This is a genomic window from Nocardioides ochotonae (assembly GCF_011420305.2).
GTDB lineage: Bacteria > Actinomycetota > Actinomycetes > Propionibacteriales > Nocardioidaceae > Nocardioides > Nocardioides ochotonae.
Genome location: NZ_CP061769.1, coordinates 3,917,312 through 3,943,096, shown reverse-complemented (window position 1 = coordinate 3,943,096; position 25,785 = coordinate 3,917,312). Strand labels below are relative to the sequence as shown.

Here is a 25,785-nt window from a genome sequence, read left to right as displayed (position 1 = left end):
CGGCAGCACTCAGCGTCCCCAGGTGACGGCGTCGCGGACCGGCGCCGGCACGCCGGCACGCAGCTCGGGGTCGGGCACCGCGCCGAGAGCGTCGTTGACGGTGGAGAACGCCGCGCGCAGCGCCACGAAGACGGTGATCGCGAAGATCTGCCGCTCGGTCCAGCCCGCGGCGCGCAGCTCCTCGACGTCGCCGGCGGTGGTGGCGTTGGCGTCCCGGGCGACCGCCCGCGCCCAGGCCGCCATCGCCCGCTCCGCGGGGCTCAGCCCGTCGTGGGAGCCGCTCAGCACGGCGACGGCGAGGTCGGGGTCCGCGACGCTCGCGAGCCTCCCGCCCCAGGCCAGCGCGCAGTAGGAGTCGCCGATCGTGGACGCGCACGCCGCGACCAGGATCCCGCGCTGGCGCAGCGTGAGCTCGCCCGCCGCGACGACGTCGTCGAGCAGCGCGAACAGCCCGTCATGCGCGGGCGGGTGGTGGGCCCACAGGCGCGAGAGATCCATGATGTAGCCGTCGTCGGCCACGTCCGCGTCGTACAGCGCCTGCGCCTCTGGGGTGTCCGGAGCGTCGTGGAGGAAAGCCATGAGCCACTCGACACCCGGTGGGCGAGGAGCGTCAAGACCCCTTCGGTGGCGTCCGCTGCGCCCAGCGCGAGTCAGTGCTCGGCGCGTGCCGAGCGGATCGCCACCACCAGGGCGAGGCTGAGCAGCACCAGCGCGGTGACCAGCGCGGCGCGCAGGCCGACGGCGGGCGAGGTCGCTGACCCGGTGCCGTAGGCGGTCATCAGCAGTGCGGCACCGAACGCGGTGCCGATGCGCTGCCCGGTCTGCACCGCGCCACCGGCCGCGCCGCCCATCACCGGTGGGACGTCGGCGAGGGTCAGGGTGAAGTTGGGCGAGATCACCCCGCCCGCGCCGATGCCGGCCAGCAGCAGGCACGGCACCAGCACCAGGGCCAGCGAGGCGCCCTCGCGACCCGGCGCGAGCAGGGCGACGAGCACGACGCCCGACATCATCATCAGCAGCGCCCAGACCGTGATCCGGCGCCCGATCCGGCTGACCAGGCGGCCGGCGACCGGCGAGGTGACCCCCGACCCGACCGCGAAGGGCGTGATCAGCAGGCCGGCCTCCAGCGGGGAGAGCCCGAGGTGCTCCTGCAGGTGCACCGAGAGCACCAGGAAGATCCCGGTGAACCCGGTGAAGTAGAGGGTGCCGATGACCAGGCCGTCGGCGTAGCCCGGCACCTGGCGCAGCAGCCCCACCTCGAGCAGCGGGGGGCGGCCGATCCGGCGCAGCCGGGCCTCCCAGCGCACGAACGCCCACCCCAGCGGTACGGCGAGTGGGATGAGGAGCAGCGGCAGCCGGGCGCCGCTCTCGGCGATCACCATCGGCCACAGCACGGCGAGCACCGTCAGCCCGAGCAGCAGGGCGCCGACCACGTCGATCCACGGCCGCTCCTCGCCACGACGACCGGGGGTGAGGCGCAGGATGCCGACCAGCGCGGCCAGACCGATGGGGACGTTGATCCAGAACAGCCAGCGCCAGCCGTCCTCCTCGCCGGCCACCGCGATGATCGAGCCGCCGATGACCGGGCCCAGCGCGGAGGCCGTCGCGACCGTGACGCCGAACATGCCGAACGCGCGCCCGCGCTCCGCGCCGCGGAACAGGTCCTGGATCAGGCCGGTGTTCTGCGGGGTGAGCAGGCCGGCCGCCGCCCCCTGGAGGAGCCGGGCCAGGATCACCGTCTCGACGTTGGGGGCCAGTCCGACCAGCACGCTGGCCGCCATGAAGCCGAGCAGCCCGAGCGCCATCAGCCGGCGCCGCCCGTAGGCGTCCCCGAGGCGGCCACCCGCGACGAGGGTCAGCCCGAAGGTCAGCGCGTAGCCCGAGACCACCCACTGCACCGTGGAGGTGGACGTGTCGAGCGCGTCCTGCATCGAGGGCAGCGCGACGTTGACGACCGTGACGTCGAGGAGGGACATGAACCCGACGACCAGGTTGACGCCGAGGATCCGCCAGCGGCGCGGGTCTGCGACGTACTCGTCGTCGGCGGCGCCGGGGGATGCGGGGGAGCCGGGCGCGGGCCGCGGCGTGGGCTGCTCGTCCATCGTGGTGCATGGTGCCCGGTCCCGGCCCCCATGACACCGGCCTGGTCGTTGTCCGGGATGGGGCGGGCCGCGGGTGCGGGGCGCGGCCGGCCTCTAGGGTGGGGCCGTGGCCGAGCCGAACATCCCACCCGCCCCGGCGATCGAGGGTGCGCGGCACCTGCACTCGGGCAAGGTGCGCGACCTCTATGAGATCGAGACCGGCGAGCACGCCGGGCAGCTGCTGATGGTGGCCAGCGACCGGATCTCCTCCTTCGACTGGGTGCTGGACAGCACGATCCCGGACAAGGGCGAGATCCTGACCCGGATGTCGCTGTGGTGGTTCGACCAGCTCACCGACCTGGTCCCGCACCACGTGCTCTCCACCGACGTGCCCGAGGCCGTCCGCGGGCGCGCGGTGATCTGCGAGCGCCTGGAGATGTTCCCGGTCGAGTGCGTGGCCCGCGGCTACCTCACCGGCTCCGGGCTGGCCGACTACCGCGCCACCGGCGAGGTGTGCGGCATCGCGCTGCCGCCGGGCCTGGAGGAGGCCAGCCGGCTGCCCGAGCCGATCTTCACCCCGGCCACCAAGGCCGAGCTCGGCGACCACGACGAGAACGTCTCCTACGACGCGGTCGTCCGCACGGTCGGGGAGGAGACCGCCGCGTCGCTGCGCGAGCTGACCCTCGCGGTCTACGAGCGCGCCGAGGGCATCGCCCGCGAGCGCGGCATCATCCTGGCCGACACCAAGTTCGAGTTCGGCCTGCGCGCCGACGACGTGATGGTGCTGGGCGATGAGGTCCTCACCCCGGACTCCTCGCGGTTCTGGCCGGCCGCCGACTGGCAGCCCGGGCGCACCCAGGCCTCCTACGACAAGCAGAACGTCCGCAACTGGCTCACCTCCCCGGAGTCCGGCTGGGACCCCCGCTCCGACGTGCCGCCGCCGGCGCTGCCGCCCGCGGTCGTCGAGCACACCCGGGCCCGCTACGTCGAGGCCTACGAGCTGCTCACCGGCGAGCGGTTCTAGGACCGCCATGCGCCTGCCGGTCGCGCCCGAGGTCGCCTTCGACTTCCTCGTCGACCCGCGTCACCGGCCGGCCTGGCAGTCCAGCCTGGCCCGCGTCGAGGACGTCGACGGCGAGCCCCGGGTCGGTCAGACCTGGGTCGACGTCACCAGGCCCGGGCTGCGCCCACGGATGGAGACCACCGTGCTGCAGCGCCCGCACCGCTGGACCGAGCGCGGCACCTGGCGCTCCTTCGCCGCCGAGCTGACCCTGACCTTCGCCCCGGCGCCGGGCGGCTGCGAGGTCGAGCCCACCCTCGCGCTCCGCGCCACCGGTCCCGCCCGCCCGCTGGCGGGGTTGCTGGCCCGCCTCGCGCCGTACGCCGTCCGCGCCGACCTGCGCCGCGCCGCCCGCCTCCTCGCCTGACGGGCGGGAACCGGCACGTAGGTTGTCCCCACACCCCAGCCGTTGGAGGCTCCGTTGTCGTACAACCTCTCGTCCCTGCTCGAGGACAGCGCCGCGAAGTACCCCGACCGGGACGCGGTGGTCCTCGGTGACACCCGCCTGAGCTACTCCTCCATCAACGCCTTCGCCAACATGTGCGCCAACCTGCTGGTGGAGCGCGGCATCGGTCCCGGCGACAAGGTGGCGCTGAGCTGCCCCAACACGCCGTACTTCACGATCGTCTACTTCGGGATCCTCAAGGCCGGGGCGACGGTGGTCCCGCTCAACGTGCTGCTCAAGGGCCGCGAGATCGCCTACCACCTCGAGGACTCCGACGCGAAGGCCTACTTCTGCTTCGAGGGCACCCCCGAGCTGCCGATGGGCGTCAACGGCCACGCCGGTTTCGAGGCCGTCGACGGTTGCGAGCACTTCTTCGTCATCACCGCCGACCTCGGTGCTCCCTCCCCGATCGAGGGCACCGAGACGATGGCCGGAGCGATGATGACCCACTCGGGCGCGTTCGAGACCGTCGCGACCGACGAGGACGACACGGCCGTCATCCTCTACACCTCCGGCACCACCGGGCAGGCCAAGGGCGCCGAGCTGCGCCACCGCAACATGCGCGACAACGCGCTCGCCAGCGAGGCCCTCTTCGGCGCCGACGCCGCGAACCCCGACACCTACCTGTGCGTGCTGCCGCTGTTCCACTCCTTCGGCCAGACCGTGTGCCAGAACGGCGCCTTCGCCTTCGGCGGCACGGTCGTGATGCTGCCGCGCTTCGAGCCGGTCGCCGCGCTGGAGCTGATGCGCCGCGAGCGGATCACCTTCTTCGCCGGCGTCCCGACGATGTACTGGGCCCTGCTCGGCGCGCTCGAGGAGGGGATCGACGCCCAGGAGATCGCGGAGAGCCTCCGGGTCGCGGTCTCCGGCGGCTCGGCGCTCCCGGTCGAGGTGCACCGCGAGTTCGAGAAGCGCTTCGGGGTCACGATCCTCGAGGGCTACGGCCTCTCCGAGACCTCCCCGGTCGCGTCGTTCTCCGAGTACGGCGCCCCGGCGCGCCCCGGGTCGATCGGCGTGCCGATCCCGGGCGTGGAGATGCGGCTGGTCGGCAGCGACGGCGCCGAGGTCACCGACGACGACTCCGGCGCCGACGTGATCGGCGAGATCGCGGTGCGCGGCCACAACGTGATGAAGGGCTACTACGCCCGCCCCGAGGCGACCGCGGAGGCGATCGACGCCGACGGCTGGTTCCGCACCGGCGACCTGGCCCGCAAGGACGAGGACGGCTGGTACTACATCGTCGACCGGGCCAAGGAGATGATCATCCGCGGCGGGTTCAACGTCTACCCGCGCGAGATCGAGGAGGTGCTCCTCACCCACCCCGAGGTCTCGATGTGCGCGGTCATCGGGGTTCCCCACGACACCCACGGCGAGGAGATCAAGGCGGTCGTGATCCGCACCCCCGGCTCGGACCTCACCGAGGACGCGCTGGTCGCGTGGGCCAAGGAGCAGATGGCGGGCTACAAGTACCCGCGCCTCGTGGAGTTCCGCGAGAGCCTGCCGATGACCGCGACCGGCAAGATCCTCAAGCGCGAGCTGAGCTGAGCGCCGGCGCCGCTCAGGCGAACGGGTTGGGCTGGCTGCCCGGCAGCTGGGCCAGCAGCTCGCGGGCCTGGGCGGCCACCTTGTGCTCGACCAGCACCTCGTAGCGGGTCGCGACCACCTGGGTGACCGAGGAGAAGTCGCGGCGCCCGCGCGTGGCGGCGTACCCGACCAGCGACCAGATGACGCCGAACAGGGCACCGAAGATCAGCGTGGAGATCAGCACCGCCAGGGCGGCCTCGGTGGTGAACAGAACGAAGAGCAGGCCCACGAACAGGCCGAGCCAGGCGCCGGAGGCCGCGCCGCCGAGGGCCACCTTGCCGGTGGTGAGGCGGCCGGTGATCCGCTCGATCCGCTTGAGGTCGGTGCCGACGATCATGCACTGCTGCACGGGGAACTTGCGGTCGGAGAGGAAGTCCACGGCCCGCTGGGCGGCCGCGTAGTCGTCGTACACGGCGAGGGACTGGGGGAACTCCAGGCGTAGCGGGTTCGCTCCCGGTCCGGGGACGCCGCTGCCGGCGCCGGGGGTGGGCATGCTCATGGGTCCAGTGTGCCGGACCGGAGGTGAGCGAGCCCTCGTAGAATGCGTACACACCCACCCCTGCTTCCCAGGAGCCTCACGTGCCCCGAGTCGTCGTCGACGTCATGCCCAAGCCCGAGATCCTCGACCCGCAGGGGAAGGCCGTGCTCGGTGCCCTGCCCCGCCTGGGCTTCTCCGGCGTCGTCGACGTGCGCCAGGGCAAGCGCTTCGAGCTCGAGATCGAGGGCGAGGCCACCGAGGCCGTCCTCGCCGAGGTGCACCAGATGGCGGAGACGCTGCTGTCGAACCCGGTGATCGAGAACTTCACCGTGCGGGTCGAGGACGCCAGCGGCGCCGAGGTGCTCGCGTGAAGGTCGGCGTCGTCACGTTCCCCGGCTCGCTGGACGACGTCGACGCGCAGCGCGCCGTGCGCATCGGCGGCCACGAGGCGGTCGCGCTCTGGCACGGCGACCACGACCTGCAGGGGGTGGACGCGGTGGTGCTGCCCGGTGGCTTCTCCTACGGCGACTACCTGCGCTGCGGCGCGATCTCGCGCTTCTCCCCGGTCATGACCGAGGTCGTCGAGGCCGCGCGCCGCGGCATGCCCGTGCTCGGCATCTGCAACGGCTTCCAGATCCTGTGCGAGTCGCACCTGCTGCCCGGCGCGCTGATCCGCAACACCGAGCAGCGGTTCCTCTGCCTCGACCAGCCGCTGCGCATCGAGAACAACCGCACCCCGTGGACCGCGTCGTACGACGAGGGCGCGGAGGTGGTGATCGCGCTCAAGAACGGCGAGGGTGCCTTCGTGGCCGACGCCGAGACGCTGGACCGGCTGGAGGGCGAGGGCCAGGTCGTCGCGCGCTACCTGGGCAACCCCAACGGCTCGCTGCGCGACATCGCCGGCATCTGCAACGAGCGCGGCAACGTCGTCGGCCTGATGCCCCACCCGGAGCACTCGGTCGAGGACCTGACCGGTACCGGGACCGACGGTCTCGGCTTCTTCACCTCACTCGCAGCTGGAGTGTTTGCATGACCCCGATCCGTCTCTACCGCTTCATCGCCCGCGCCGAGGCCGTGACCTGGGCGCTGCTGCTGGGCGGGATGTTCCTCAAGTACGTCACCCAGACCACCGAGCTCGGCGTCCGCATCGGCGGCATGGTCCACGGCGCGGTGTTCATCGCCTACTGCCTGAGCACCGTCCTGGTCGCGCTGGACCAGCGCTGGCCGCTCAAGCAGACCGCCCTCGGCCTGGTCGCGGCGGTGCCGCCGTTCGCGACCGTGCCCTTCGAGATCCACGCCGAGCGTCGCGGGCTGCTCGCCGACACCTGGCGGTTGCGCACGCAGGAGCCCGGCGGCTTCCTCGAGAAGGTCGCCGCCTGGTTCATCCGCAAGCCGTTGCAGGGCGTGGTCACCGGCCTCGTCGCGGTGGGTGTGCTCTTCGGCGTCGCGCTGGTCGCCGGCCCGCCGGTCGGCTGACCCGCTCCCCACCTGAAACGCCGTACGCCGGCACCGCCTGAGCGGTGCCGGCGTACGGCGTTTCGTGCTGTGCGTGTCGTGCGGTGCGGGGGAGCGGGCCTCAGCGCACGCCGTTGGCCAGGTGGCGCCAGGTCCGGGCCTCGACCACGCCGGACTGCGGGAGCCCGACCTTCTTCTGGTAGCCCTTGACCGCGGCGGTGGTGGTGGCCTCGAAGGTGCCGGTCACCGGGATCGCCGCGGCCGGGCGGGCGGCGTTCAGGGCCCGCTGGACGCGGCGCACCATAGTGCCCGCGGAGCCGTGCTTGAGCACCGCGCGCGGCCCGGCCGCGGTCAGCGACATCCAGTTCTTGTGCGTCCAGCTGCGGCTGACCGGCTGGCCGGCCTCGCGCTGCCACTGGTTGACCGCCTTGATCAGGCGGGCGTTGTACGTGCCGTGCAGGCGACCGGTGTAGATGCCCTGCTCGGTCAGCAGGCACTGCAGCGCGGTGACCTGCGCGGGCGGGGAGACCCGGCCGGCGGTGGGCGCCTGGAGCGCCTGGTAGCGCTCGAAGTCCACGCGCACCCCGCCGCAGTGGGTCTCCCGCGCGGCCACCGAGCCCTGGCCGAGGTCGAGGTAGTTGCTGTCGATGTTGATGCGCACCCCGCCCCAGGTCTCGTCGTGCCCGCCGCGGTACTGCTTGAGCCGGCCGCCGGGGCGCCAGCCGTCCTCGCCGATGTAGGTGGTGGAGGTGTTGGCGATGCCGTCCCAGTCGGCGATCCAGATCTGGTCGGGCACCACGGTCGCGCGCTGCTTGGTACGCCGTGCCTTGTCCAGCGCCACGATGCCGGAGGAGGCGCTCGAGTAGACCCCGGAGAGGTAGCCCTGGGCGCGGACCCGGTTGGTCCAGCCGGTCAGGAAGGCCAGCGCGGACTCGCGGCAGTGGGTGTTGGTGTTGTCGTAGCCCTCGAGGTCGTAGAACAGCGTGCTGCCGGGCACGATCCCGAGCCGCTTCGCGGCGGCGACGGCCGAGTCGGCCTCGGCGCGGCCCATGGTGCGGGCCTGGCCGTAGAGGCCGTGCTTGCCGGGCGCGGGGTTGATCGTCGGGTCGTTGCCGTAGCGCGGGAAGCGGGGCTGGCAGGAGGCCTGCGGGCCGAGCGTGATCGGCAGCAGCCGCCAGCCCTTGGTCAGCTGCTTCTTGACCCAGGCCGCGGTGAGGTTCGGCTGGTCCCGGCAGGCCCGCGAGGCGCCGGAGATGTAGACGCCGACCGCGAGGAACGGCGAGGTGCGCAGCCAGGTGTTCATCGCCTGCTGGGTCGGGGTGAGGCACTGGTCGAAGCCGTAGCCGGTGAAGCTGCCCGGCGTGGGCGGGTTCGACACGGACGCGGACGCGGCGGCGGGCGGCGCGGTGGTCAGCACCGTGGTGGTGCCGGCGACGCTGAGGGCGAGCACCGCGGCGAGGGCGCCGGCGAGGCGGCGGCCCGGGCGGGTGCGGGCGCGGGACGTGCGAAAGGACGGGTGACGCATGGGGAAGCTCCAGGGCAGGACCGGGGCCAGGGCCGGGTCGGGGTTCTGGCAGTCGGCTCGTGAGTCGAGCCTCGTCACCCTAACCACAGCAGTCACATCAGTCACAGCCTTCCGCGCGAACTACAGATGTGTAGTTCGCGGCGGTGTCTGCGCAGGTCAGCGGCGCGCCGGAGGGTTGGTGCGCCCGGGGACCGGTGCGCGGACGCCGCCTGCGGGGCGGGGCGGCCACGCCGGTAGATTGACCCTCGTGCCGAAGCAGCAGCGACCCGCCACGTCCACCCTCGACACCGTCGCGGCCGCCGCCACCGACCCCGACCGGCCCCAGCCGTGGTCGGACCTCGGGCTGAAGGCCGACGAGTACGCCCGGATCCGCGAGATCCTCGGGCGCCGCCCGACCAGCTCGGAGCTGGCGATGTACTCGGTCATGTGGAGCGAGCACTGCTCCTACAAGTCCTCCAAGGTGCACCTCAAGCAGTTCTCCGAGATCCCGCAGGAGACCCCGGCCGGCAAGATGCTGGCCGGCATCGGCGAGAACGCCGGCGTCATCGACGTCGGCCAGGGCTACGCCGTCACCTTCAAGGTCGAGAGCCACAACCACCCGTCGTACGTCGAGCCCTACCAGGGCGCCGCGACCGGCGTGGGCGGCATCGTCCGCGACATCCTCGCGATGGGCGCGCGCCCGGTCGCGGTGATGGACCCGCTGCGCTTCGGCCCGCTCGACGCCCCCGACACGCACCGGGTGCTGCCCGGGATCGTGGCCGGCGTCGGCGGCTACGGCAACTGCCTGGGCCTGCCCAACATCGGCGGCGAGGCGGTCTTCGACGCCAGCTACGCCGGCAACCCGCTGGTCAACGCGCTGTGCGTCGGCGTGCTGCGCCACGAGGACCTGCACCTCGCCAAGGCCTCCGGCGTCGGCAACCAGGTGATCCTCTACGGCGCCCGCACCGGCGGCGACGGCATCGGCGGGGTGTCCGTCCTGGCGAGCGAGACCTTCGACGCCGACGGCCCCGCGAAGCGCCCCAGCGTGCAGGTGGGCGACCCCTTCATGGAGAAGCTGCTCATCGAGTGCACCCTGGAGATCTTCGCCGCCGGCCTGGTCGCCGGCATCCAGGACCTCGGCGGCGCGGGCCTGTCGTGCGCCACCTCCGAGCTCGCCTCCGCCGGCGACGGCGGCATGCACGTCGAGCTCGACCGGGTGCCGCTGCGCGACTCCACGCTCGCTCCCGAGGAGATCCTCATGAGCGAGTCGCAGGAGCGGATGATGGCCGTCGTCGAGCCCGACGACGTCGAGGCGTTCATGGCGATCTGTGCCAAGTGGGACGTCGAGGCCGTCGTGATCGGCGAGGTCACCGACACCGGCCGCCTCGAGATCGACTGGCACGGCGAGCGGGTCGTCGACGTGCCCCCGCGCACCGTCGCCCACGAGGGCCCGACGTACGAGCGCCCCTTCGCCCGCCCGACCTGGCAGGACGCCCTCCAGGCCGACCGCGCCGAGGACCTGGCCCGCCCGGGCACCGGCGCGGAGCTGCGGGAGACGCTGCTCCGCCTGGTCGCCAGCCCGAACCTGTGCGACAAGTCCTGGATCACCGACCAGTACGACCGCTACGTGCGCGGCAACACCGTGCTCGCCCAGCCCTCCGACAGCGGCATGGTCCGCATCGACGAGGAGACCAACCTCGGCGTCGCGGTCTCCACCGACTGCAACGGCCGCTTCGCCAAGCTCGACCCGTACGCCGGCGCGCAGCTCGCGCTCGCGGAGTCCTACCGCAACGTCGCGACCGGTGGCGCCACGCCGCTGGCGATCTCGGACTGCCTGAACTTCGGTTCGCCCGAGGACACCGACGTGATGTGGCAGTTCGCCGAGGCCTGCCGCGGCCTCAAGGACGGCTGCCTCGAGCTCGGGATCCCCGTCACCGGCGGCAACGTCAGCCTCTACAACCAGACCGGCGAGACCGCGATCCTGCCGACCCCGGTGGTCGCGGTGCTCGGCGTGATCGACGACGTCACCACACGGACCCCGTCGGGCTTCGGCGCGGCCGGCGAGCGGGTCTTCCTGCTCGGCGAGACCCGCGAGGAGCTCTCGGGCTCGGAGTGGGCGCACGTGGTCCACGGCCACCTCGGCGGCACCCCGCCGCGGGTGGACCTGGCGGCCGAGAAGGCGCTCGCCGAGCTGCTCGCCGAGGGCCGCGGCCTGCTCACCAGCGCCCACGACCTCGCCGACGGCGGCCTGGCCCAGGCGCTCGTCGAGTCCTCGCTGCACCGCATGGTGGGTGCCCGGGTCTCGGTGGCCGACGTGGCCGACGACGCGTTCGTGGCGCTGTTCTCCGAGTCCGCGGGCCGGGTGCTCGTCACCGTCGCCCCCGGCGAGGAGGACCGGCTCGCCGAGCTCGCCGCGCGCCACGGCGTACCGCTCACCGCGCTCGGCGTCACCGGCGGCGACGCGGTGTCGGTGGAGGGGGAGTTCGACGCCCCGCTGCTCGAGGTCCGTGCGGCGTGGATGGCGACGCTCCCGGCGGCGCTTGCCTGACGACCTGCCCGTCAGCCGGTCGTGGGTGCTTCCCGCGGCCGAGCTGACCGAGCGGTTCTCCCGCTCCTCGGGCCCCGGCGGCCAGGGCGTCAACACCACCGACAGCCGCGTCGAGCTCTCCGTCGACCTGGCCCGGTCGGGGTCCCTGCCGGAGTCGGTGCGCGACCGGGTGCTCGACCGGCTCGCCGGCCGCCTGGTCGACGGGGTGCTGACGGTCGTGGCCAGCGAGCACCGCACCCAGCTGGCCAACCGCAAGGCCGCCCGCGAGCGCCTCGCCCAGCTGCTGCGCGAGGCCGCCGCGCCCCCACCCGCCAAGCGCCGCCCGACCCGCCCCACCCGCGGGTCGAAGGAGCGGCGCCTGGGTGCCAAGAAGCGCCGCGGGGACATCAAGCGCGGGCGGCAGGGTCGCTTCGACTGATCGGGCCGGCGGCGATGGTGGGCGGCTGGTGGTTGCGCGCAGTTACGCGCGCGCCCCGGAGGCCAGCACGCCCCGGCCCGCCCGGGCACGATGACCCCATGCGCCGGATCACCTACGGGCCCCACCCCGACCAGTACGCCGAACTGACGCTGCCCGCCGGGTCCGGGGGCGTCCCCCGCGGGACCGTGGCGGTGGTGCACGGCGGTTTCTGGAGACCGGCGTACGACTGCGCGCTGGGCCGCCCGCTCGCGACCGACCTGGCCGCCCGGGGCTGGGCGGTGTGGAACGTCGAGTATCGCCGAGGCGTCGGCGCGGCGGCGACCTGCGGCGACGTGGCTGCCGCGATCGCGTCGCTGCGCGAGCACGCCCCCGCCCACGGGCTGCCGCTGCACCGCGTCGTCGGTCTGGGCCACTCCGCCGGCGGGCACCTGGTCGCCCGGGCCGCGGCGCAGCCCGGCTCGCCGCTGACCCACGTGGTGGCCCAGGCCGGGGTGCTCGACCTGACCGCCGCGCACCGCGAGCACCTGGGCGACGGCGCCGTCGAGGCGTTCCTCGGCCACCCGCCCGGCGCCGCCGAGGCGGCCCTCGACCCGGTCGCGCAGGTGCCGCTCGCGGTGCCGGTGCGCTGCGTGCACGCCCGCGCCGACGACGTCGTACCCCTCACCCAGTCCGAGGAGTACGTCGCGCGGGCCCGCGCCGCCGGCGGCGACGCGGACCTGCTCGTGGTCGAGGACGACCTCGCGGACCCGCACATGGCCCTGGTCGACCCCGACTCGCCGGCCTGGGCACGGACCGTGGACCTGCTGGCCGGGCTCGGATAGCCCTCAGACGGACCGGTTCATCGCGCGCAGCCCGACGACCAGGCCGAGTGCGGCGACCACGGCCGATGCCGCGAAGCCCGCGCCGACGACGCCGGGGTCGAAGGAGCCCGCGAACAGCTCGCGGACGGCGTCGACGACGTAGGCGAGCGGGTTCAGGTCGGCGAGGAAGGCCAGCCATCCCGGGGCGCCCTCGAGGGGGAGCAGCACCCCGGCGAGCAGCAGCAGCGGGAAGATCGCGGTCTGCTGGACGGTCCAGAACAGCCAGTCCTGGTCCTTGCTGGCCAGCGCCAGGGCGAAGGACAGCGCCCCGACCCCGATGCTGAACCCGGCCAGCACCACCAGCCCGAGCAGGACGCCGCGCAGGTGCAGGTCGTAGCTGAACGGCGTCACCACCACCAGGATGATCGCGGTCTGCATCAGGAGCGGGACCACCTCCTTGAGCGCGCGCCCGACGAGCAGCGCGGCGCGCGACAGCGGCGAGACGAGCAGCCGTTCGTGGGAGCCGGACTGGATCTCCGCGGTCAGGTTCGCGCCGGTGAAGGAGGCGCCCATCAGCGCGGTCATCGCGACGATGCCCGGGACGAACCACTGCAGCGCCGAGCCGTCGGAGACCTCCGGCAGCAGCGGGGCGAAGAGCGCGAGGAACACCAGCGGCTGCACCATCGCGAACAGCACCGACACCGGCTCGCGCCACACCGGGCGCAGCTCGCGCAGCATGACGTTCCAGGTGTCGGCCAGGAAGCCGGGAGCGACGGGGCCGGGGTGGCTGGAGTGGGTGGCGACGGCGCTCATGCCGCTGCTCCTTCCGTCGCGGGGGCGGGGCCGGGTGTGGCGTCGGCATGGGCGTCGCGCAGGCTGCGGCCGGTGAGGTCGAGGAAGACGTCGTCGAGGCTCGGGCCGACCACCTCGAGGCGGGTGACCGGGACACCTGCCGCCGCCAGGTCGAGCACGAGCCCGGGGACCAGGTTGCGGCCGTGCGCGACGCGCACCGTGACCTCGCGGTCCTGCACGCCCACCGTGGCCTCCGGGACGCGACCGATCCGCTCGGCGGCCCGCCCGGCGTCCGTGGCGGTCGCGAACCCGAGCGAGACCAGGTCGCCGAGCCCGGCCTTGAGCCGGGCCGCGCTGTCGTCGGCGATGACCGTGCCGTGGTCGATGACGACCACGCGGTCGGCGATCGAGTCGGCCTCCTCCAGGTAGTGCGTGGTGAGCACGACGGTGGTGCCCTGCTCGCGGTGCAGGCGCAGCACCTGCTCGGTCAGGTTGACCCGGTTCTGCGGGTCCAGCCCCGTCGAGGGCTCGTCGAGGAACATCAGCGGTGGGGCGTGCACGAGCCCGATCGCGACGTCGAGGCGCCGCCGCTGACCGCCGGACAGGGTCGAGACCGGCCGGTCGGCGTGCTCGGTGAGGTCGAAGTCCGCGAGCAGCTCGGCTGCGCGCTCCCGGGCGGCGGCTCGGGAGAGCCCGAAGGCGCGACCCTGGCTGACCAGCTCGTCGCGACCGCGCTGGGCGTGCGCCGCCGCGTTGCCCTGCCCGACGTACCCGATGCTGCGGCGTACGTCGCGGCGCTGGGTCGCCACGTCGAAGCCGGCCACCTCGGCGCTGCCGGAGCTCGGCGGGAGCAGGGTGGTCAGCATCCGCAGGGTGGTGGACTTGCCGGCGCCGTTGGGGCCGAGGAAGGCGACGAGCTCGCCGGGGGCGACCTCGAGATCGAGGTCACGGACGGCCTCGATCGTGTTCTTGCCGCGGGTGAAGTGCCGGGTGAGGCCACGGGTCCGGATCACTGGTAACTGGCTCATGACCCCAGCCTCCCGGCCGATCAGGACAGTTTCCGGCCGCAATCGGATCTAGTCTCGGACCATGTCCACCGCTGCCCGGATGCTGCGCCTCCTCTCCCTGCTGCAGACCCACCGGCACTGGCCCGGGCCCGAGCTCGCGGCCCGCCTCGAGGTCAGCCCCCGCACGCTGCGGCGCGACGTGGAGCGGCTGCGCGACCTCGGGTACGCCGTGGAGGCGGCGCGCGGCGTCGACGGCGGCTACCAGCTGCAGGCGGGCGGGGCGCTGCCACCGCTTCTGCTCGAGGACGAGGAGGCGGTCGCGATCGCGGTGGGGCTGCGCCAGGCGACCACCGGGTCCGCCGCGGGGCTCGCGGAGACCTCGGTGCAGGCGCTCACCAAGGTGATCGCGCTGATGCCGCCCCGGCTGCGCCGCCGCATGGAGGCGGTGCGCTCGCAGACCGAGTCGCCCGGCCCGTGGCGCGGTGCCCCGGTGCTCGACGCCGGCACCCTCACCACGCTGGCCCAGGCCTGTCGCGACGAGGAGCGCGTCGAGTTCACCCACACCCCGGCGGCTCGCGGCGGCGGCGCTGCCGAGCCGAGCCGGCGTCGCGTCGAGCCGCACCGCCTGGTCACCCTGGGTCGCCGCTGGTACCTCGTGGCCTACGACCGCGACCGCCAGGACTGGCGCTCCTTCCGGGTGGACCGGATCGCGGAGGTGGGCACCACCGGGCAGCGGTTCCGCCGTCGTGAGCTCCCGGCGGCCGACGCGGTCGCCTTCGTCGAGGCCGGCATCCGCGGCATGCCGCACCGCTACGCCGTCCGGGCGCGTGTCTCGGCGCCCGCCGAGGTGGTCGCCGCCGCGGTCGGTCAATGGGGGCGGGCGCTGCTGCTCGAGGACGAGCCCGGCTCGTGCGTGCTCGAGATGGGCGTCGACGACCTCTCCTGGGCGGTGGTGGTGCTCGCCCAGGTCGGTGCCGACTTCGTCGTGGAGTCGCCGCCGGAGCTGCGCGAGACGCTGGCGCGGACCGCGGAGGTGTTCGCCCGGGCCGCCACCGCGCCCGCGTCCTAGGCTGGTGCCGTGCCCGCCCGTCTGAAGCCCGCCCCCGCCACAGAGGTCGCCGACGCCCTCACCCGGCTGCGCGCCGGGGAGGCCGAGAAGCCCGACCTGAGGCTGCTGGTCAAGCACTACCTCGCCGTGCTCGAGGAGCGCGCGCCGGGCCGCTCCGTGGAGGTCCGCGTGCCGCCGTACGCCGCGGTGCAGGTCATCCCCGGTGTGCGCCACACCCGCGGCACCCCGCCGGCGGTGGTGGAGACCGACGCGCTCACCTGGATCGACCTCGCCACCGGTGGGCTCGCCTGGGAGGACGCCGACGCCGCCGGGCGGGTGCGCGCCAGCGGGGAGCGCGCCGACCTCACGTCGTACCTGCCCCTGACCTAGCGCGGCCGACCGCCTCGCGGTCGCCGTCAGGTGGTTCGGGTCCGACCGGTCCGGGAATGGGCCTCCTGTCGCGCACCGGAAGGACCGCACATGGGCGATCTCGGGGTGCATCCCGGCGACCCGGAGGGCGTGGACGCCGGGCCGTCCGTGCTGCGGGTTGGCGGCTGCGGTGGACCGTCGTGGAGGTCGCCCGCCACCTGCTCGCGTCGGAGCAGGGGTGGCGGTTCCTCGGCGCCCGGGTCGCCGAGGACCGGGTGCTCGACGTCGCCTGGATGCGGCCCCGCGACACCGGCCCCCTCGACGTCGTGCGCTTCCTGCTCGACGCGTGCGGGGGCGAGCGGTGCGTCCAGGTGCCGGCGGAGCCGGGAGGCGCGTAGGCCCCGCCGCCGGCGTACCTGCTCTGGGATGAGCCCGGGGGAGCGCCTAGGTTGGATCCCATGAGTCTCGACATCCACGCCAGGGTCCAGCAGCTCCTCCCCGGGATCCGCCGGGATCTCGAGGACCTCGTCCGCATCGAGTCGGTCAGCGCCGACCCCGCGCGCGCCGCGGAGGTGCAGCGCAGCGCCGAGGCGGTGGCCGAGCTGTTCCGCGCCGAGAACTTCGACACCGTCGAGATCGTCAGCGCCCGCGAGGACGGCGGCGCCCCGGCGGTCATCGCCCACAAGGCCGGCCCGGCCGGTGCGCCCACGGTGCTGCTCTACGCCCACCACGACGTGCAGCCCGAGAACGACCACGCCGAGTGGGACTCCCCGCCCTTCGAGCCGACCGAGCGCGGCGACCGGCTCTACGCCCGCGGCGCGGCCGACGACAAGGCCGGCATCGCCGCGCACCTCGGCGCGCTGCGCGTCTTCGGCGACGAGCTGCCGGTGAGCGTCACGATGTTCATCGAGGGCGAGGAGGAGGTCGGCTCCGACACCCTGCCCGAGCTGCTGCGCCAGCACCGCGACCGGCTCGCGGCCGACGTCATCGTGATCGCCGACTCCGGCAACTGGGACATCGGCGTGCCCGCGCTGACCACGAGCCTGCGCGGCCTGGTCCGTGCCGACATCGAGGTCCGCACGCTCACCCACGCGGTGCACTCCGGCATGTGGGGTGGGCTCGTGCCCGACTCGCTGATCACCCTGAGCCGCCTGATCGCCTCGTTCCACGACGACGCCGGCAACCTGCTCATCGAGGGCCTGCACAGCGGCCCGGCCGCCGACGTGGAGTACCCCGAGGACCGTCTGCAGGCCGAGTCCGGCGTCAACCCCGGCGTGCAGTGGATCGGCTCCGGCTCGGTCGTGGAGCGGCTGTGGACCAAGCCGGCGCTCTCGATCACCGGCCTCGACGCCCCCAAGGTCGACGGCGCCAGCAACACCCTGGTCGCCTCCGCGCGCGCCAAGGTCTCGCTGCGCATCGCCCCCGGCGACACCGCCGCCAACGCGGTGGAGTGCCTGCGCCGCCACTGCGAGCAGCACGTCCCGTGGGGCGCCGAGCTCACCTTCACCGTCGTCGACACCGGCGAGGCCACCGCCATCGAGGCCACCGGCCCGGCGTACGACGCGGCGCGGGAGGCCTTCACCGAGGCCTGGGACGGCACCGCGCCGGTCGACATGGGCGTGGGCGGCTCGATCCCGTTCATCGCGGAGTTCCTCGAGACCTTCCCCGAGGCCAGCGTGCTCGTCACCGGCGTCGAGGACCCCGACACCCGCGCCCACGGCGCCAACGAGGGCCTGCACCTCGCGGAGTTCGAGCGCGTCGTGCTCGCCGAGGCGCTGCTGCTGCGCAACCTCGCCCAGGGCTGACCCGCCCGCCGACTCGGCGCCGATGACGCGTCGAGGCGGCGCTCGTGGTGCGTCGCTTGCCACACTGACGCCCGTGACCCAGCGCCGCCTCGACCACCTCACCCGGCTCGCCCACGAGCACCTCGACGACGGGGCGGCCGAGCGCTGGCTGGGCCTGCTGCGACCCGCCGTACAGCTGGTGCCCGCGGGGCCGGGCGATCCGGTGATCGCCCGGCTGGGCGGCATGCCGGCGCTGCCCGAGGGCACGCCGTGGCCGGAGTGGCCCGGCAACGGGCCGCTGTCGTTCGTTGTCGAGGTCGACCTCGACGCGCTCGCTGCCGGCGGACTCGACCCGGGGCTGGCCCTTGCCACCGAGGGGCGGCTGCTCGGGTTCTACTTCGACGACCCCGAGGGGACCGGCGCGATCGTGTACGCCGGCGACCCCGGGTCGCGCGCCGGTGCGCGGCTGCTGCACGTGACCGGTACGCCGCCGAGCGCCGGCTCTGCGGTCGAGCTCACCGGCCGCCAGGTGCTCACCTGGCCGGGTTGGGAACACCCGGTGCTCGAGCTGCTCGGCCTCAAGGAGGTGATGGAGCCGTTCGACGAGGTGCTGACGGACCTGCTGGAGGAGGAGCTCCCCGATGCGTGGGGCCACCAGGTCGGTGGCTGGGCCCAGCCCGTGCAAGGCCCGGTCGAGCTCGAGGCCGCGACGACCCGGCTGGGCGAAGCGTCCTACGACGAGGCCCACGTCGCCGAGGCGATGCGCTGGCGCCCGCTGGTGCAGGTCGACAGTGACGAGGCGGCCGGCACCTCCTGGGGCGACGCAGGGTGCCTGTACTGGCTGGTGCGCACCGACGGCTCCACGCCGCCCGACCCGGCCGACCCGGACGAGATCGCCTTCACCTGGCAGTGTGGCTGAGCCCCGAGTCGGCGCCCACTGGCCCCCCGGGGCTCAGGCAGGCAGCAGCACCCGGAAGGTGCTGCCGCGGCCGATCTCGGACTCGACCTCGATCCGGCCGCCGTGGCGGCGCACGATGCGGCGCACGATCGCCAGGCCGAGCCCGGTGCCGGGCTGGGCGACTGCTTCGGGGTTGCTGGAGCGGAAGAACTCGGTGAACAGCTTCTCCTGGTCGGCCGCGGAGATGCCCAGTCCCTCGTCGGAGCAGGTGAGGACGACCTCGTCGGGGGTGCGGTCGAGGTTCACCACGATGGTGCCGCCGTCGGGGGAGTACTTCACCGCGTTGCTCAGCAGGTTGGTGAGCACTCGGTCGAGCTCGTCGGGGTCGCCCATCGCGATGACCTGCCCGTTCGGGGCCTCGACGCGCACGGTCAGATCGCGGGTGGAGGCGGAGATCGCGGTGAGGTCGACGACGTCGTCGACCACGGACCGCAGGTCGACCGCCCGGCGCTGCACCGGGGTGCTGGGGTCGTCCATGCGCGCCAGCAGCAGCAGGTCGTCGGCGACCCGGGCCAGGCGCCGCGCGCCGCGCTCCATCGCCGACAGCGAGGTGCGCACCGCTCGCGGCACCTCCACCGACTCCAGGATCTCCAGGTGGCCCAGCACCGCGGTGAGCGGGTTCTTCAGCTCATGCGAGACCGTGGCGATCAGCTGGCTCTTGTAGGTGTCGAGGGCCTGCAGCTCCTGCACGAGCAGGTGCTCGCGCTCGAACGTGCGGGCGTTGAGCACCGCGCGACCCAGGTCGTGGCCGATGTCGAGCGCGGCACTCGCCTCGGTCTCGGTCCAGGGCCGCTCGGTGGCGGGGCGGGTGAGCACCAGGTTGCCGACGCAGTCGCGCCCGGCCCCCAGGGGCACGAAGAGCAGGGTGCCCACCTCCGCCCGCTCGAGGCCGTCCACGATCAGCTGCTGCTGCGCAGGGGTCAGGGCGGGGGCTCCCTCGGGCGCCGGGTCGGCGCGGCTGAACACGAGCGCCCGCTGGGTCTGCCACACCTGGCGGGCCACGCTCTCGGCCAGCGCCTCCAGCTCGGGGCCGAGCTCGGGCACCTTGTCGTCGGCGGCGTAGATCGCCGTGGAGCGCTGGTGGTCGTCGCCGAAGGTCTGCACCCACACGCCGCCGGCGCGGAAGCCCTGGGCGAGCGCGCCGTGGCACTCGCCCAGCACGTCGGCGAGGGCGAGGTGGCTGGAGGCGTTGCGGATCACCCCGCGCGCCGCCTCGGCCAGGCGCACCTGCTCGGCGAGCGCCTCGCGCTCCAGCGCGGTGACGACCGCGCGGCCGGCCTGCTCGGCGTACGCCTGGAGCATCCGGCGCTGCCCGACGCCGGGACGGAGACCGTCGGTGGGCAGGTCGATGCTGAGCATGCCGCGCAGCACGCCCTGGTCGTCGACGAGCGGCGCGACCAGCAGGTCGAGCGGGTGCCAGGCGTCGGGGGCGTCGATCGGCTCGATGTCGGGGACCCAGCCCCACTGGTCGTCCTCGAGGTCGAGGCGCTCGTGGGGCACGAACTTGAACAGGCCCCAGTCGTCGGCGACCGCGATCTCCGCCATCAGCTCCGCGATCGGGGTGCGGCTGCCCTCGAGCGAGCGGCGGGCCTCCTCGCTGCCGGCCACGGCGACGATCTGCATGTGCGTGTCGTCGCGGACGACGCTGATCGCGGCGACCCCGAACCCGGCGACCTGGGTCACCCCGTCGGCGATCAGCTGCAACGCGTCGCGCGACGGGGCGGTGATCACCGCCGAACGGGAGGTGGATGCGAGCTGCGAGGTGGTCATGGTCCCTCAGGAGGAGTCGTGGCCGCCCAGAGTACGGCGCGGGCCGCCGCCTGTCCCGAAGTCCAGCACCGTCACCCGCGCAGGACACGGGGCCGCCACGCCCTAGACTGGGCCCGTGCCCTTCCTCAGCAGCAGTGGCAGCTCTTCCAGTGCTGGTCGGCGGGGCGGCGACGGCCGCCTCACCCACGCGATCGACCCGCAGGACCAGGGACCCCAGGACGCCTGTGGCGTCTTCGGCGTCTGGGCCCCGGGCGAAGACGTGGCCAAGCTGACCTACTTCGGTCTCTACGCGCTCCAGCACCGCGGGCAGGAGTCCGCCGGCATCGCGGTGAGCAACGGCCGCCAGATCCTGGTCTACAAGGACATGGGGCTGGTCTCGCAGGTCTTCGACGAGTCCACGCTCAGCTCGCTGCGCGGCCACCTCGCGATCGGCCATACGCGCTACTCCACGACCGGGGCGAGCACGTGGGAGAACGCCCAGCCGACGTTCCGCCCGACCGGGCACGGCTCGATCGCGCTGGGCCACAACGGCAACCTGATCAACACCCACGAGCTGCGTGAGCTGGTCGCGGCGCTGCCCGGCCCGGCCGACGAGCTCGACCTCCAGCGTCCGCAGGGCGAGGCGACCAACGACACCAGCCTGGTCACCGCGCTGATGGCCCACCACCCGGACGGGACGCTCGAGGAGCGCGCGCTCGAGGTGCTGCCGATGCTGCGTGGCGCGTACTGCTTCGTGTGGATGAACGAGGACACCCTCTACGCCGCCCGCGACCCCCAGGGCATCCGCCCGCTGGTCCTCGGTCGCCTCGAGCGTGGCTGGGTGGTGGCCTCGGAGAGCGCCGCACTGGCCACCATCGGCGCCAGCGTCGTGCGCGAGGTCGAGCCCGGCGAGATGATCGTCATCGACGACCAGGGCCTGCGCTCGCACAAGTTCGCCGAGCCCGACCGCAAGGGCTGCGTCTTCGAGTACGTCTACCTCGCCCGCCCCGACGCCACCATCAGCGGGCGCAGCGTCCACGAGGCGCGCGTCGAGATGGGCCGCCAGCTGGCCCGCGAGTTCCCCGTCGAGGCGGACCTGGTGATGCCGGTGCCCGAGTCCGGTACGCCGGCCGCCGCCGGGTACGCCGAGGAGAGCGGCATCCCCTTCGGCCAGGGCTTCGTCAAGAACGCCTACGTCGGGCGCACGTTCATCCAGCCCAGCCAGACCCTGCGCCAGCTCGGCATCCGGCTCAAGCTCAACGCCCTCGACCACATGATCCGCGGCAAGCGCATCGTGGTGGTCGACGACTCCATCGTGCGCGGCAACACCCAGCGCGCCCAGGTGCGGATGCTGCGCGAGGCGGGTGCCCTCGAGGTGCACGTGCGCATCTCCAGCCCCCCGGTGAAGTGGCCGTGCTTCTACGGCATCGACTTCGCGACCCGCGCGGAGCTGATCGCCAACGGCATCGACGTCGACGAGATCGCCCACAGCGTCGGTGCCGACAGCCTCGGCTACATCTCCCTCGACGGGATGATCGAGGCCACCAAGCAGCCGGCCGAGCAGCTGTGCCAGGCCTGCTTCACGGGGGAGTACCCCGTGCCGCTCCCCGACGAGAGTCAGCTCGGCAAGCACCTGCTCGAGGCGACGCTCACCTCCCCGACCGTGGGCAAGGCGCTGCCCGTGCTGAACAACCCGTGAGGAACGACCCCGTGACCGAGACCCCCTCTGGCACCCCCACTGGCACCCCCACTGGGACCACTGCCGGCGCGAACAGCACCGCCAACGCCTACGCCGCCGCCGGCGTCGACATCGAGGCCGCCGACCGCGCGATCGACCTGATGAAGGGCTGGGTCGAGAAGGCCCGCCGCCCGGAGATGATCGGCGGGCTGGGCGGCTTCGCCGGGCTCTTCGACGCCTCCGCGCTCACGAAGTACAAGCGCCCGCTGCTCGCCACCTCCACCGACGGCGTCGGCACCAAGGTCGCGATCGCCCAGGCCATGGACGTGCACGACACGATCGGCTTCGACCTGGTCGGCATGGTCGTCGACGACCTCGTGGTCTGCGGCGCCGAGCCGCTGTTCATGACCGACTACATCGCCACCGGCCGGGTCGTCCCCGAGCGGATCGCTGCGATCGTCAAGGGCATCGCCGAGGCGTGCGTCGAGGCCGGCTGCGCGCTGGTCGGCGGCGAGACCGCCGAGCACCCCGGCCTGCTCGCCCCCGACGAGTACGACGTGGCCGGCGCGACCACCGGTGTCGTCGAGGCCGACGACCTGCTCGGCCCCGGCCGGGTCCGACCCGGCGACGTGGTGATCGCGATGGCCGCCAGCGGCCTGCACTCCAACGGCTACTCGCTGGTGCGCCACGTGCTGCTCGAGCAGGCCGGCTGGGCCCTGGACCGCGAGGTCGAGGAGCTGGGCGGCGCCCTGGGCACCGAGCTGCTGGTCCCCACCCGCATCTACGCCAAGGCCTGCCTCGAGCTCGCCCGGCGCACCCGCACCCACGCGATGTCCCACGTGACCGGTGGCGGCCTCGCGGCCAACCTGGAGCGGGTGATGCCCGCCGAGCTCACCGCGACCCTGGACCGGGCCTCCTGGACCCCCCAGCCCATCTTCGACGTCGTACGCCGGGTGGGCGGGCTCTCCCAGGCCGACCTGGAGATGACCCTCAACTGTGGCGTCGGGATGGTCTCGCTGACCCACCCCGAGGACGTCGACGAGGCGATCCGGGTGCTCGACGGCTTCGGCATCCACGCCTGGGTCGCCGGCGAGGTGACCGCCTCGGAGACCGACGGAGGACGGGTGAGGCTGATCGGCCAGCACCCCGGCTGGAGCTGACCCGCACGGGCCGCGAGGCCCCCGCGAGAGGCGGTGTTCGCCCACGGCGGAAGCCGAAGGGCGGTCCGGACGTGCAGGAACATCGGCCAGCAGGTAGCGTTGCCCTCACGAGAATTTTCTGAGGACAGCCCGGGAGCCACAGTGCCCCGGCCGAGGTGCGAGGGGGCTGACCCTATGGGGCGCGGCCGAGCAAAGGCCAAGCAGACGAAGGTCGCCCGCGACCTGAAGTACCGCACTCACGAGACGGACTTCGGGAAGTTGGCCCAAGAGCTGCACGGCGGTGAGAAGAACCACACCGAGGACCCGGTAGATCCCGAGGTCCTGGAGAAGTGGGCAGACTACTCCGAACCGCACCGCGACTGACGCCGCGTCGAGGGTGTCATCACAGGGTGTGAACCGCATCTGACGACCTCCACCGTGCCGCCAGGCTTCGCCTGACGGCACGGTGCTGTTCGCCATGTCTCCACCGGCCCGCGGGCCTCGGGGGACGGTGCGGTGTCACCCGACCCGGTTTCCGCCCAGTCGACCGCCCAGTCGAGGCGTCGCGGATCCGGTCCTTGGCGACCCGGTCACCCGGGTCGGTCCCGCTCAGTGCGGGACGGAGCGCATGAGCACCACGTCGCCGTGGGTGCCGTACCCGGTCAGCCGACCGCCCTGCTCGGTCCCGTCGAACGCGGCGAGCAGCCACCCCGCCCCGGTGCGCGCGAGGGTCGGCCACGGGATGTTCGAGGGGTACGGCGCGGCGAGCCGGCCCAGCGGGGCCAGGTCGAGGTCGCAGACCGGGTAGGCCCGGCGGTCCTTGCTGCTCGCCAGTACCCGCCAGGCGTCGTCCGCCCCGGGGTCGCGCAGCAGCGTGGTCCCCTCGCACTCCCGCGACGCGGTGTCGACCGCGCGCAACGTGAGGGCGTCGAGCGCCGGCCCGGTGGCGAGCGCGGGCCCGAAGCGGAAGTAGCGCGTCGCCACCACGTAGCCAACCAGCCAGCGCTCCCCGTCGCGGACCAGGTGCGGGTCCCAGACGCCGACCGCCGGCACGCCGGTCGTCGGTACGTCGAGTGGCCGGGTGTCGAGGACGTGCTGGCCGCGGGTGAGGTCGGCGTCGGACTCGGCGTAGGTGATCCGCATCGACCGCGAGGTGTCGAAGTCGCCCCAGGTGCTGGTCGCGAGCAGCCACCGCGCGCCGTCGCGCACCAGGTGGCAGGCGTGGTCGCCGAAGACGCCCGGGGCGTCGGGTCGGCGGAAGAACACGTCGCCGCGGTGCTCGAGATCCAGCGTGACCGGGTCGAGCGCCCACACCGAGGTGTGCGCGGTGTCGAAGAACCCCGGGCCGGCGCTCGTGGCGGTGAGCAGCAGCCGCCCGTCCGGGAGGTGGTACGTCGTGCCGTCGGCGTGGGTGGCCAGCCGCAGGTCGCGCAGGCCGAGCTGGCCGAAGCGGCCCCAGCGGTGCGCGCCGGTGCTGTCGGCGGCGAGGGTGGCGAGCCAGGCCTCGTCGCGGGTGTCGAGCTCGTCGGCGAGGTCGAGCCGGCCGCGCGCGGTCCAGCCGTCGGCTCCCCGCGTCAGCACGGTGACGTGCGTGCCGGTGAGGGCGAGGCCGAGGGTCGTGACCGGCGCGTCCGGCCGGGAGAGGGCGCGGTGGCGGTGCCGCAGGGCGCCGGCCAGCTCGCGCGGGGAGCGCCGGACCGCCCGGCCCTGGACGTGCGCGGTCAGCGTGACCCGCCCGTGCGCGCCGGCCCCGGGGTCGTGGCGGGCCTCCAGCACGACGTCGCGCCCGGTGAGGCGCACCGCGAGCGGCTGCCCCTCGACGACGGGCGCCTCGACCGCGACGTACGGCGCGGCGGCGCCGCCGGCGGGCAGGTCGTCCTGGATCAGGGCGACCGGTCGGTGCCGGGCCGCGACCTCGAAGCGGATCTCGGTGAGGTTCACCGCATCGCGTCCGCGACGGCGCTCGGGACGGGCACCGCCGTCCGCCACGTCCTCGCCGGCCTCAGAACCGGTCGGGGCCGCGCAGGGTGGCCTCGGCGCCACCGTCGACGTAGATCACCTGGCCGGTGATGTGGGTGGTGGTCGGCTCCACCAGCCAGATCAGCACGCGCGCGACGTCCTCGGGCGTGGCGTAGCCGTGCAGCGGCATCGGCACCGCCTTGTCCATGACCTCGCGCATGGCGTCGTCGGCGAAGAGTGCCGTCGTCATCGGGGTGAGCACCACGCCGGGGGAGACGACATTGAGCGCGATTCCGGCGTCGGCCCATCCGGGGGCGATCGCGGTGCGCCGGGCCCACTGGGCAAGGGCGGCCTTCGTGGCCGGGTAGATGGTGTTCGCCCCGGGTCCCTGCACGGCCAGCGCCGCGGCGGCGGATGCGCCGCTCTCGTCGTCGGCCAGGCAGGCCGCGAGGACCTGCGCGTCCGGGGTCTGGGTGGCGCTGATCGAGCCGACCACCGCGACCCGCGGCGTGGGCGAGCCGGCGAGGAGGGGACGCAGGCCCTCGACGATCTCGGTGGTGCCGAAGTAGTTCACGCGGACCATCAGCTCGCCGGGGCGGGCGACGCCGGCACAGGTGACGACGGCGTCGATCGTCCCGCCGCTCAGCTCGCGTACGGCGTCGATCGCCTCGGCGCGCCCCTCGGCGGTGCTGAGGTCGGCACGGACCTCGGCGTCACGAAGGTCGATGCCGATGACCTCGTCGCCTCGCTCGCGCAGGAGGGCGGCGACGGCCTGACCGATGCCGGACGCGCTTCCGGTGACGACGACTCGACGGGGCATGGAATCCTCCTGAAGTAGAATCAATTCTAGTTGAAGGTAGCACTCCGGGCGGGTGCTGTCCGGTACGTTGGCGCCGTGGTCGACCCCCGCCATCTGGCCCGTCAGCAAG

The 25,785-nt window shown here is 73.6% G+C and carries 26 protein-coding genes; 17 read left to right on the top strand and 9 right to left on the bottom strand.

Annotated features, from left to right (window positions below; translation table 11 throughout):
* Window positions 1–9: 9 nt before the first annotated feature.
* Window positions 10–579, bottom strand: a complete 570-nt coding sequence (locus tag HBO46_RS18905; protein ID WP_166134476.1) for a carboxymuconolactone decarboxylase family protein — start codon at window positions 577–579, stop codon at window positions 10–12.
* Between the two features lie 71 nt (window positions 580–650).
* Window positions 651–2,102 carry an MFS transporter gene (locus HBO46_RS18900; RefSeq protein ID WP_166134474.1) on the bottom strand — a complete coding sequence of 484 codons (1,452 nt, stop codon included), beginning with the start codon at window positions 2,100–2,102 and terminating at the stop codon, window positions 651–653.
* A gap of 106 nt (window positions 2,103–2,208) precedes the next feature.
* Between HBO46_RS18900 and HBO46_RS18895 the strand changes: the two genes are divergently transcribed.
* The 3 genes from HBO46_RS18895 to HBO46_RS18885 are packed head-to-tail and all read left to right on the top strand — an operon-like array spanning window position 2,209 to window position 5,131.
* Complete coding sequence (locus HBO46_RS18895; protein WP_166134472.1) at window positions 2,209–3,105, top strand: phosphoribosylaminoimidazolesuccinocarboxamide synthase; 897 nt, start codon at window positions 2,209–2,211, stop codon at window positions 3,103–3,105.
* A gap of 7 nt (window positions 3,106–3,112) precedes the next feature.
* Window positions 3,113–3,508, top strand: coding sequence for an SRPBCC family protein (locus HBO46_RS18890; RefSeq protein ID WP_166134470.1), 396 nt, complete (start codon window positions 3,113–3,115; stop codon window positions 3,506–3,508).
* Window positions 3,509–3,562: 54 nt separating this feature from the next.
* A complete protein-coding gene (locus tag HBO46_RS18885; protein ID WP_166134468.1) occupies window positions 3,563–5,131 on the top strand; it encodes a long-chain-fatty-acid--CoA ligase in 1,569 nt (522 codons plus the stop codon).
* A gap of 13 nt (window positions 5,132–5,144) precedes the next feature.
* Here the strand turns inward: HBO46_RS18885 and HBO46_RS18880 are convergent, their stop codons facing one another.
* Window positions 5,145–5,669, bottom strand: coding sequence for a general stress protein (locus tag HBO46_RS18880; RefSeq protein ID WP_166134466.1), 525 nt, complete (start codon window positions 5,667–5,669; stop codon window positions 5,145–5,147).
* Window positions 5,670–5,749: 80 nt separating this feature from the next.
* Between HBO46_RS18880 and purS the strand changes: the two genes are divergently transcribed.
* From purS to HBO46_RS18865, 3 genes are read left to right on the top strand one after another with little or no spacing between them, the layout of a single operon-like run.
* Window positions 5,750–6,019, top strand: coding sequence for a phosphoribosylformylglycinamidine synthase subunit PurS (gene purS / locus HBO46_RS18875; RefSeq protein ID WP_166134464.1), 270 nt, complete (start codon window positions 5,750–5,752; stop codon window positions 6,017–6,019).
* Window positions 6,016–6,681 (top strand): phosphoribosylformylglycinamidine synthase subunit PurQ, encoded by a 666-nt coding sequence (purQ, locus tag HBO46_RS18870; RefSeq protein ID WP_166134462.1) that lies wholly within the window; start codon window positions 6,016–6,018, stop codon window positions 6,679–6,681. Before purS ends, purQ begins: the two co-directional genes overlap by 4 nt.
* Window positions 6,678–7,124 (top strand): DUF3817 domain-containing protein, encoded by a 447-nt coding sequence (locus HBO46_RS18865; protein WP_166134460.1) that lies wholly within the window; start codon window positions 6,678–6,680, stop codon window positions 7,122–7,124. The genes purQ and HBO46_RS18865 overlap by 4 nt, the downstream gene beginning before the upstream one ends.
* Window positions 7,125–7,224: 100 nt before the next feature.
* Here the strand turns inward: HBO46_RS18865 and HBO46_RS18860 are convergent, their stop codons facing one another.
* The gene (locus HBO46_RS18860; RefSeq protein WP_166134458.1) at window positions 7,225–8,706 is read right to left on the bottom strand and encodes a glycoside hydrolase domain-containing protein; all 1,482 of its coding nucleotides are present in this window, start codon (window positions 8,704–8,706) and stop codon (window positions 7,225–7,227) included.
* A gap of 169 nt (window positions 8,707–8,875) precedes the next feature.
* On the opposite strand from HBO46_RS18860, the gene purL reads away from it, so the two are divergent.
* The 3 genes from purL (at window position 8,876) to HBO46_RS18845 (ending at window position 12,394) form a co-directional block, all read left to right on the top strand.
* Entirely contained in the window at window positions 8,876–11,155 is a 2,280-nt protein-coding gene (gene purL / locus HBO46_RS18855) for a phosphoribosylformylglycinamidine synthase subunit PurL (protein ID WP_166134456.1), read from the top strand.
* The gene (arfB, locus tag HBO46_RS18850) at window positions 11,148–11,573 is read left to right on the top strand and encodes an alternative ribosome rescue aminoacyl-tRNA hydrolase ArfB (protein ID WP_166134454.1); all 426 of its coding nucleotides are present in this window, start codon (window positions 11,148–11,150) and stop codon (window positions 11,571–11,573) included. Before purL ends, arfB begins: the two co-directional genes overlap by 8 nt.
* A gap of 98 nt (window positions 11,574–11,671) precedes the next feature.
* Window positions 11,672–12,394: an alpha/beta hydrolase family protein gene (locus HBO46_RS18845; RefSeq protein WP_224769241.1), complete on the top strand. Its 723-nt coding sequence runs from the start codon at window positions 11,672–11,674 to the stop codon at window positions 12,392–12,394.
* A gap of 3 nt (window positions 12,395–12,397) precedes the next feature.
* On the opposite strand, the gene HBO46_RS18840 is transcribed toward HBO46_RS18845, so the two are convergent.
* The gene (locus HBO46_RS18840; protein ID WP_166134450.1) at window positions 12,398–13,186 is read right to left on the bottom strand and encodes an ABC transporter permease; all 789 of its coding nucleotides are present in this window, start codon (window positions 13,184–13,186) and stop codon (window positions 12,398–12,400) included.
* A complete protein-coding gene (locus HBO46_RS18835) occupies window positions 13,183–14,193 on the bottom strand; it encodes an ABC transporter ATP-binding protein (RefSeq protein ID WP_166134448.1) in 1,011 nt (336 codons plus the stop codon). Before HBO46_RS18835 ends, HBO46_RS18840 begins: the two co-directional genes overlap by 4 nt.
* A 61-nt stretch (window positions 14,194–14,254) precedes the next feature.
* Here HBO46_RS18835 and HBO46_RS18830 point away from each other — a divergent pair, with 61 nt between their 5' ends.
* From HBO46_RS18830 to HBO46_RS18810, 5 genes are all read left to right on the top strand, one after another.
* On the top strand, window positions 14,255–15,241 hold the full coding sequence (locus tag HBO46_RS18830) for a helix-turn-helix transcriptional regulator (RefSeq protein WP_166134446.1): 987 nt from the start codon (window positions 14,255–14,257) through the stop codon (window positions 15,239–15,241).
* A 9-nt stretch (window positions 15,242–15,250) separates the two neighbouring features.
* Entirely contained in the window at window positions 15,251–15,610 is a 360-nt protein-coding gene (locus HBO46_RS18825; RefSeq protein ID WP_166134444.1) for a sterol carrier family protein, read from the top strand.
* Between the two features lie 179 nt (window positions 15,611–15,789).
* Window positions 15,790–15,987, top strand: a complete 198-nt coding sequence (locus tag HBO46_RS18820) for a hypothetical protein (RefSeq protein WP_166134442.1) — start codon at window positions 15,790–15,792, stop codon at window positions 15,985–15,987.
* Window positions 15,988–16,047: 60 nt separating this feature from the next.
* The gene (locus HBO46_RS18815) at window positions 16,048–17,394 is read left to right on the top strand and encodes a dipeptidase (protein WP_166134440.1); all 1,347 of its coding nucleotides are present in this window, start codon (window positions 16,048–16,050) and stop codon (window positions 17,392–17,394) included.
* 73 nt (window positions 17,395–17,467) lie between these two features.
* The gene (locus HBO46_RS18810; RefSeq protein WP_166134438.1) at window positions 17,468–18,292 is read left to right on the top strand and encodes a DUF1963 domain-containing protein; all 825 of its coding nucleotides are present in this window, start codon (window positions 17,468–17,470) and stop codon (window positions 18,290–18,292) included.
* 33 nt (window positions 18,293–18,325) lie between these two features.
* Here the strand turns inward: HBO46_RS18810 and HBO46_RS18805 are convergent, their stop codons facing one another.
* Complete coding sequence (locus HBO46_RS18805) at window positions 18,326–20,101, bottom strand: sensor histidine kinase (protein ID WP_166134436.1); 1,776 nt, start codon at window positions 20,099–20,101, stop codon at window positions 18,326–18,328.
* Between the two features lie 115 nt (window positions 20,102–20,216).
* Between HBO46_RS18805 and purF the strand changes: the two genes are divergently transcribed.
* The 3 genes from purF to HBO46_RS18790 all read left to right on the top strand — a co-directional run bounded on the left by purF (window position 20,217) and on the right by HBO46_RS18790 (window position 23,281).
* Entirely contained in the window at window positions 20,217–21,779 is a 1,563-nt protein-coding gene (gene purF / locus HBO46_RS18800; protein WP_166134434.1) for an amidophosphoribosyltransferase, read from the top strand.
* An 11-nt stretch (window positions 21,780–21,790) separates the two neighbouring features.
* Window positions 21,791–22,918: a phosphoribosylformylglycinamidine cyclo-ligase gene (gene purM / locus HBO46_RS18795; RefSeq protein ID WP_166134433.1), complete on the top strand. Its 1,128-nt coding sequence runs from the start codon at window positions 21,791–21,793 to the stop codon at window positions 22,916–22,918.
* A 174-nt stretch (window positions 22,919–23,092) separates the two neighbouring features.
* Window positions 23,093–23,281, top strand: coding sequence for a DUF3073 domain-containing protein (locus tag HBO46_RS18790; protein ID WP_153325225.1), 189 nt, complete (start codon window positions 23,093–23,095; stop codon window positions 23,279–23,281).
* A gap of 225 nt (window positions 23,282–23,506) precedes the next feature.
* On the opposite strand, the gene HBO46_RS18785 is transcribed toward HBO46_RS18790, so the two are convergent.
* Window positions 23,507–24,838, bottom strand: coding sequence for a hypothetical protein (locus HBO46_RS18785; RefSeq protein WP_166134431.1), 1,332 nt, complete (start codon window positions 24,836–24,838; stop codon window positions 23,507–23,509).
* A 61-nt stretch (window positions 24,839–24,899) separates the two neighbouring features.
* Window positions 24,900–25,676, bottom strand: coding sequence for an SDR family oxidoreductase (locus HBO46_RS18780; protein ID WP_166134429.1), 777 nt, complete (start codon window positions 25,674–25,676; stop codon window positions 24,900–24,902).
* Window positions 25,677–25,785: the final 109 nt, after the last annotated feature.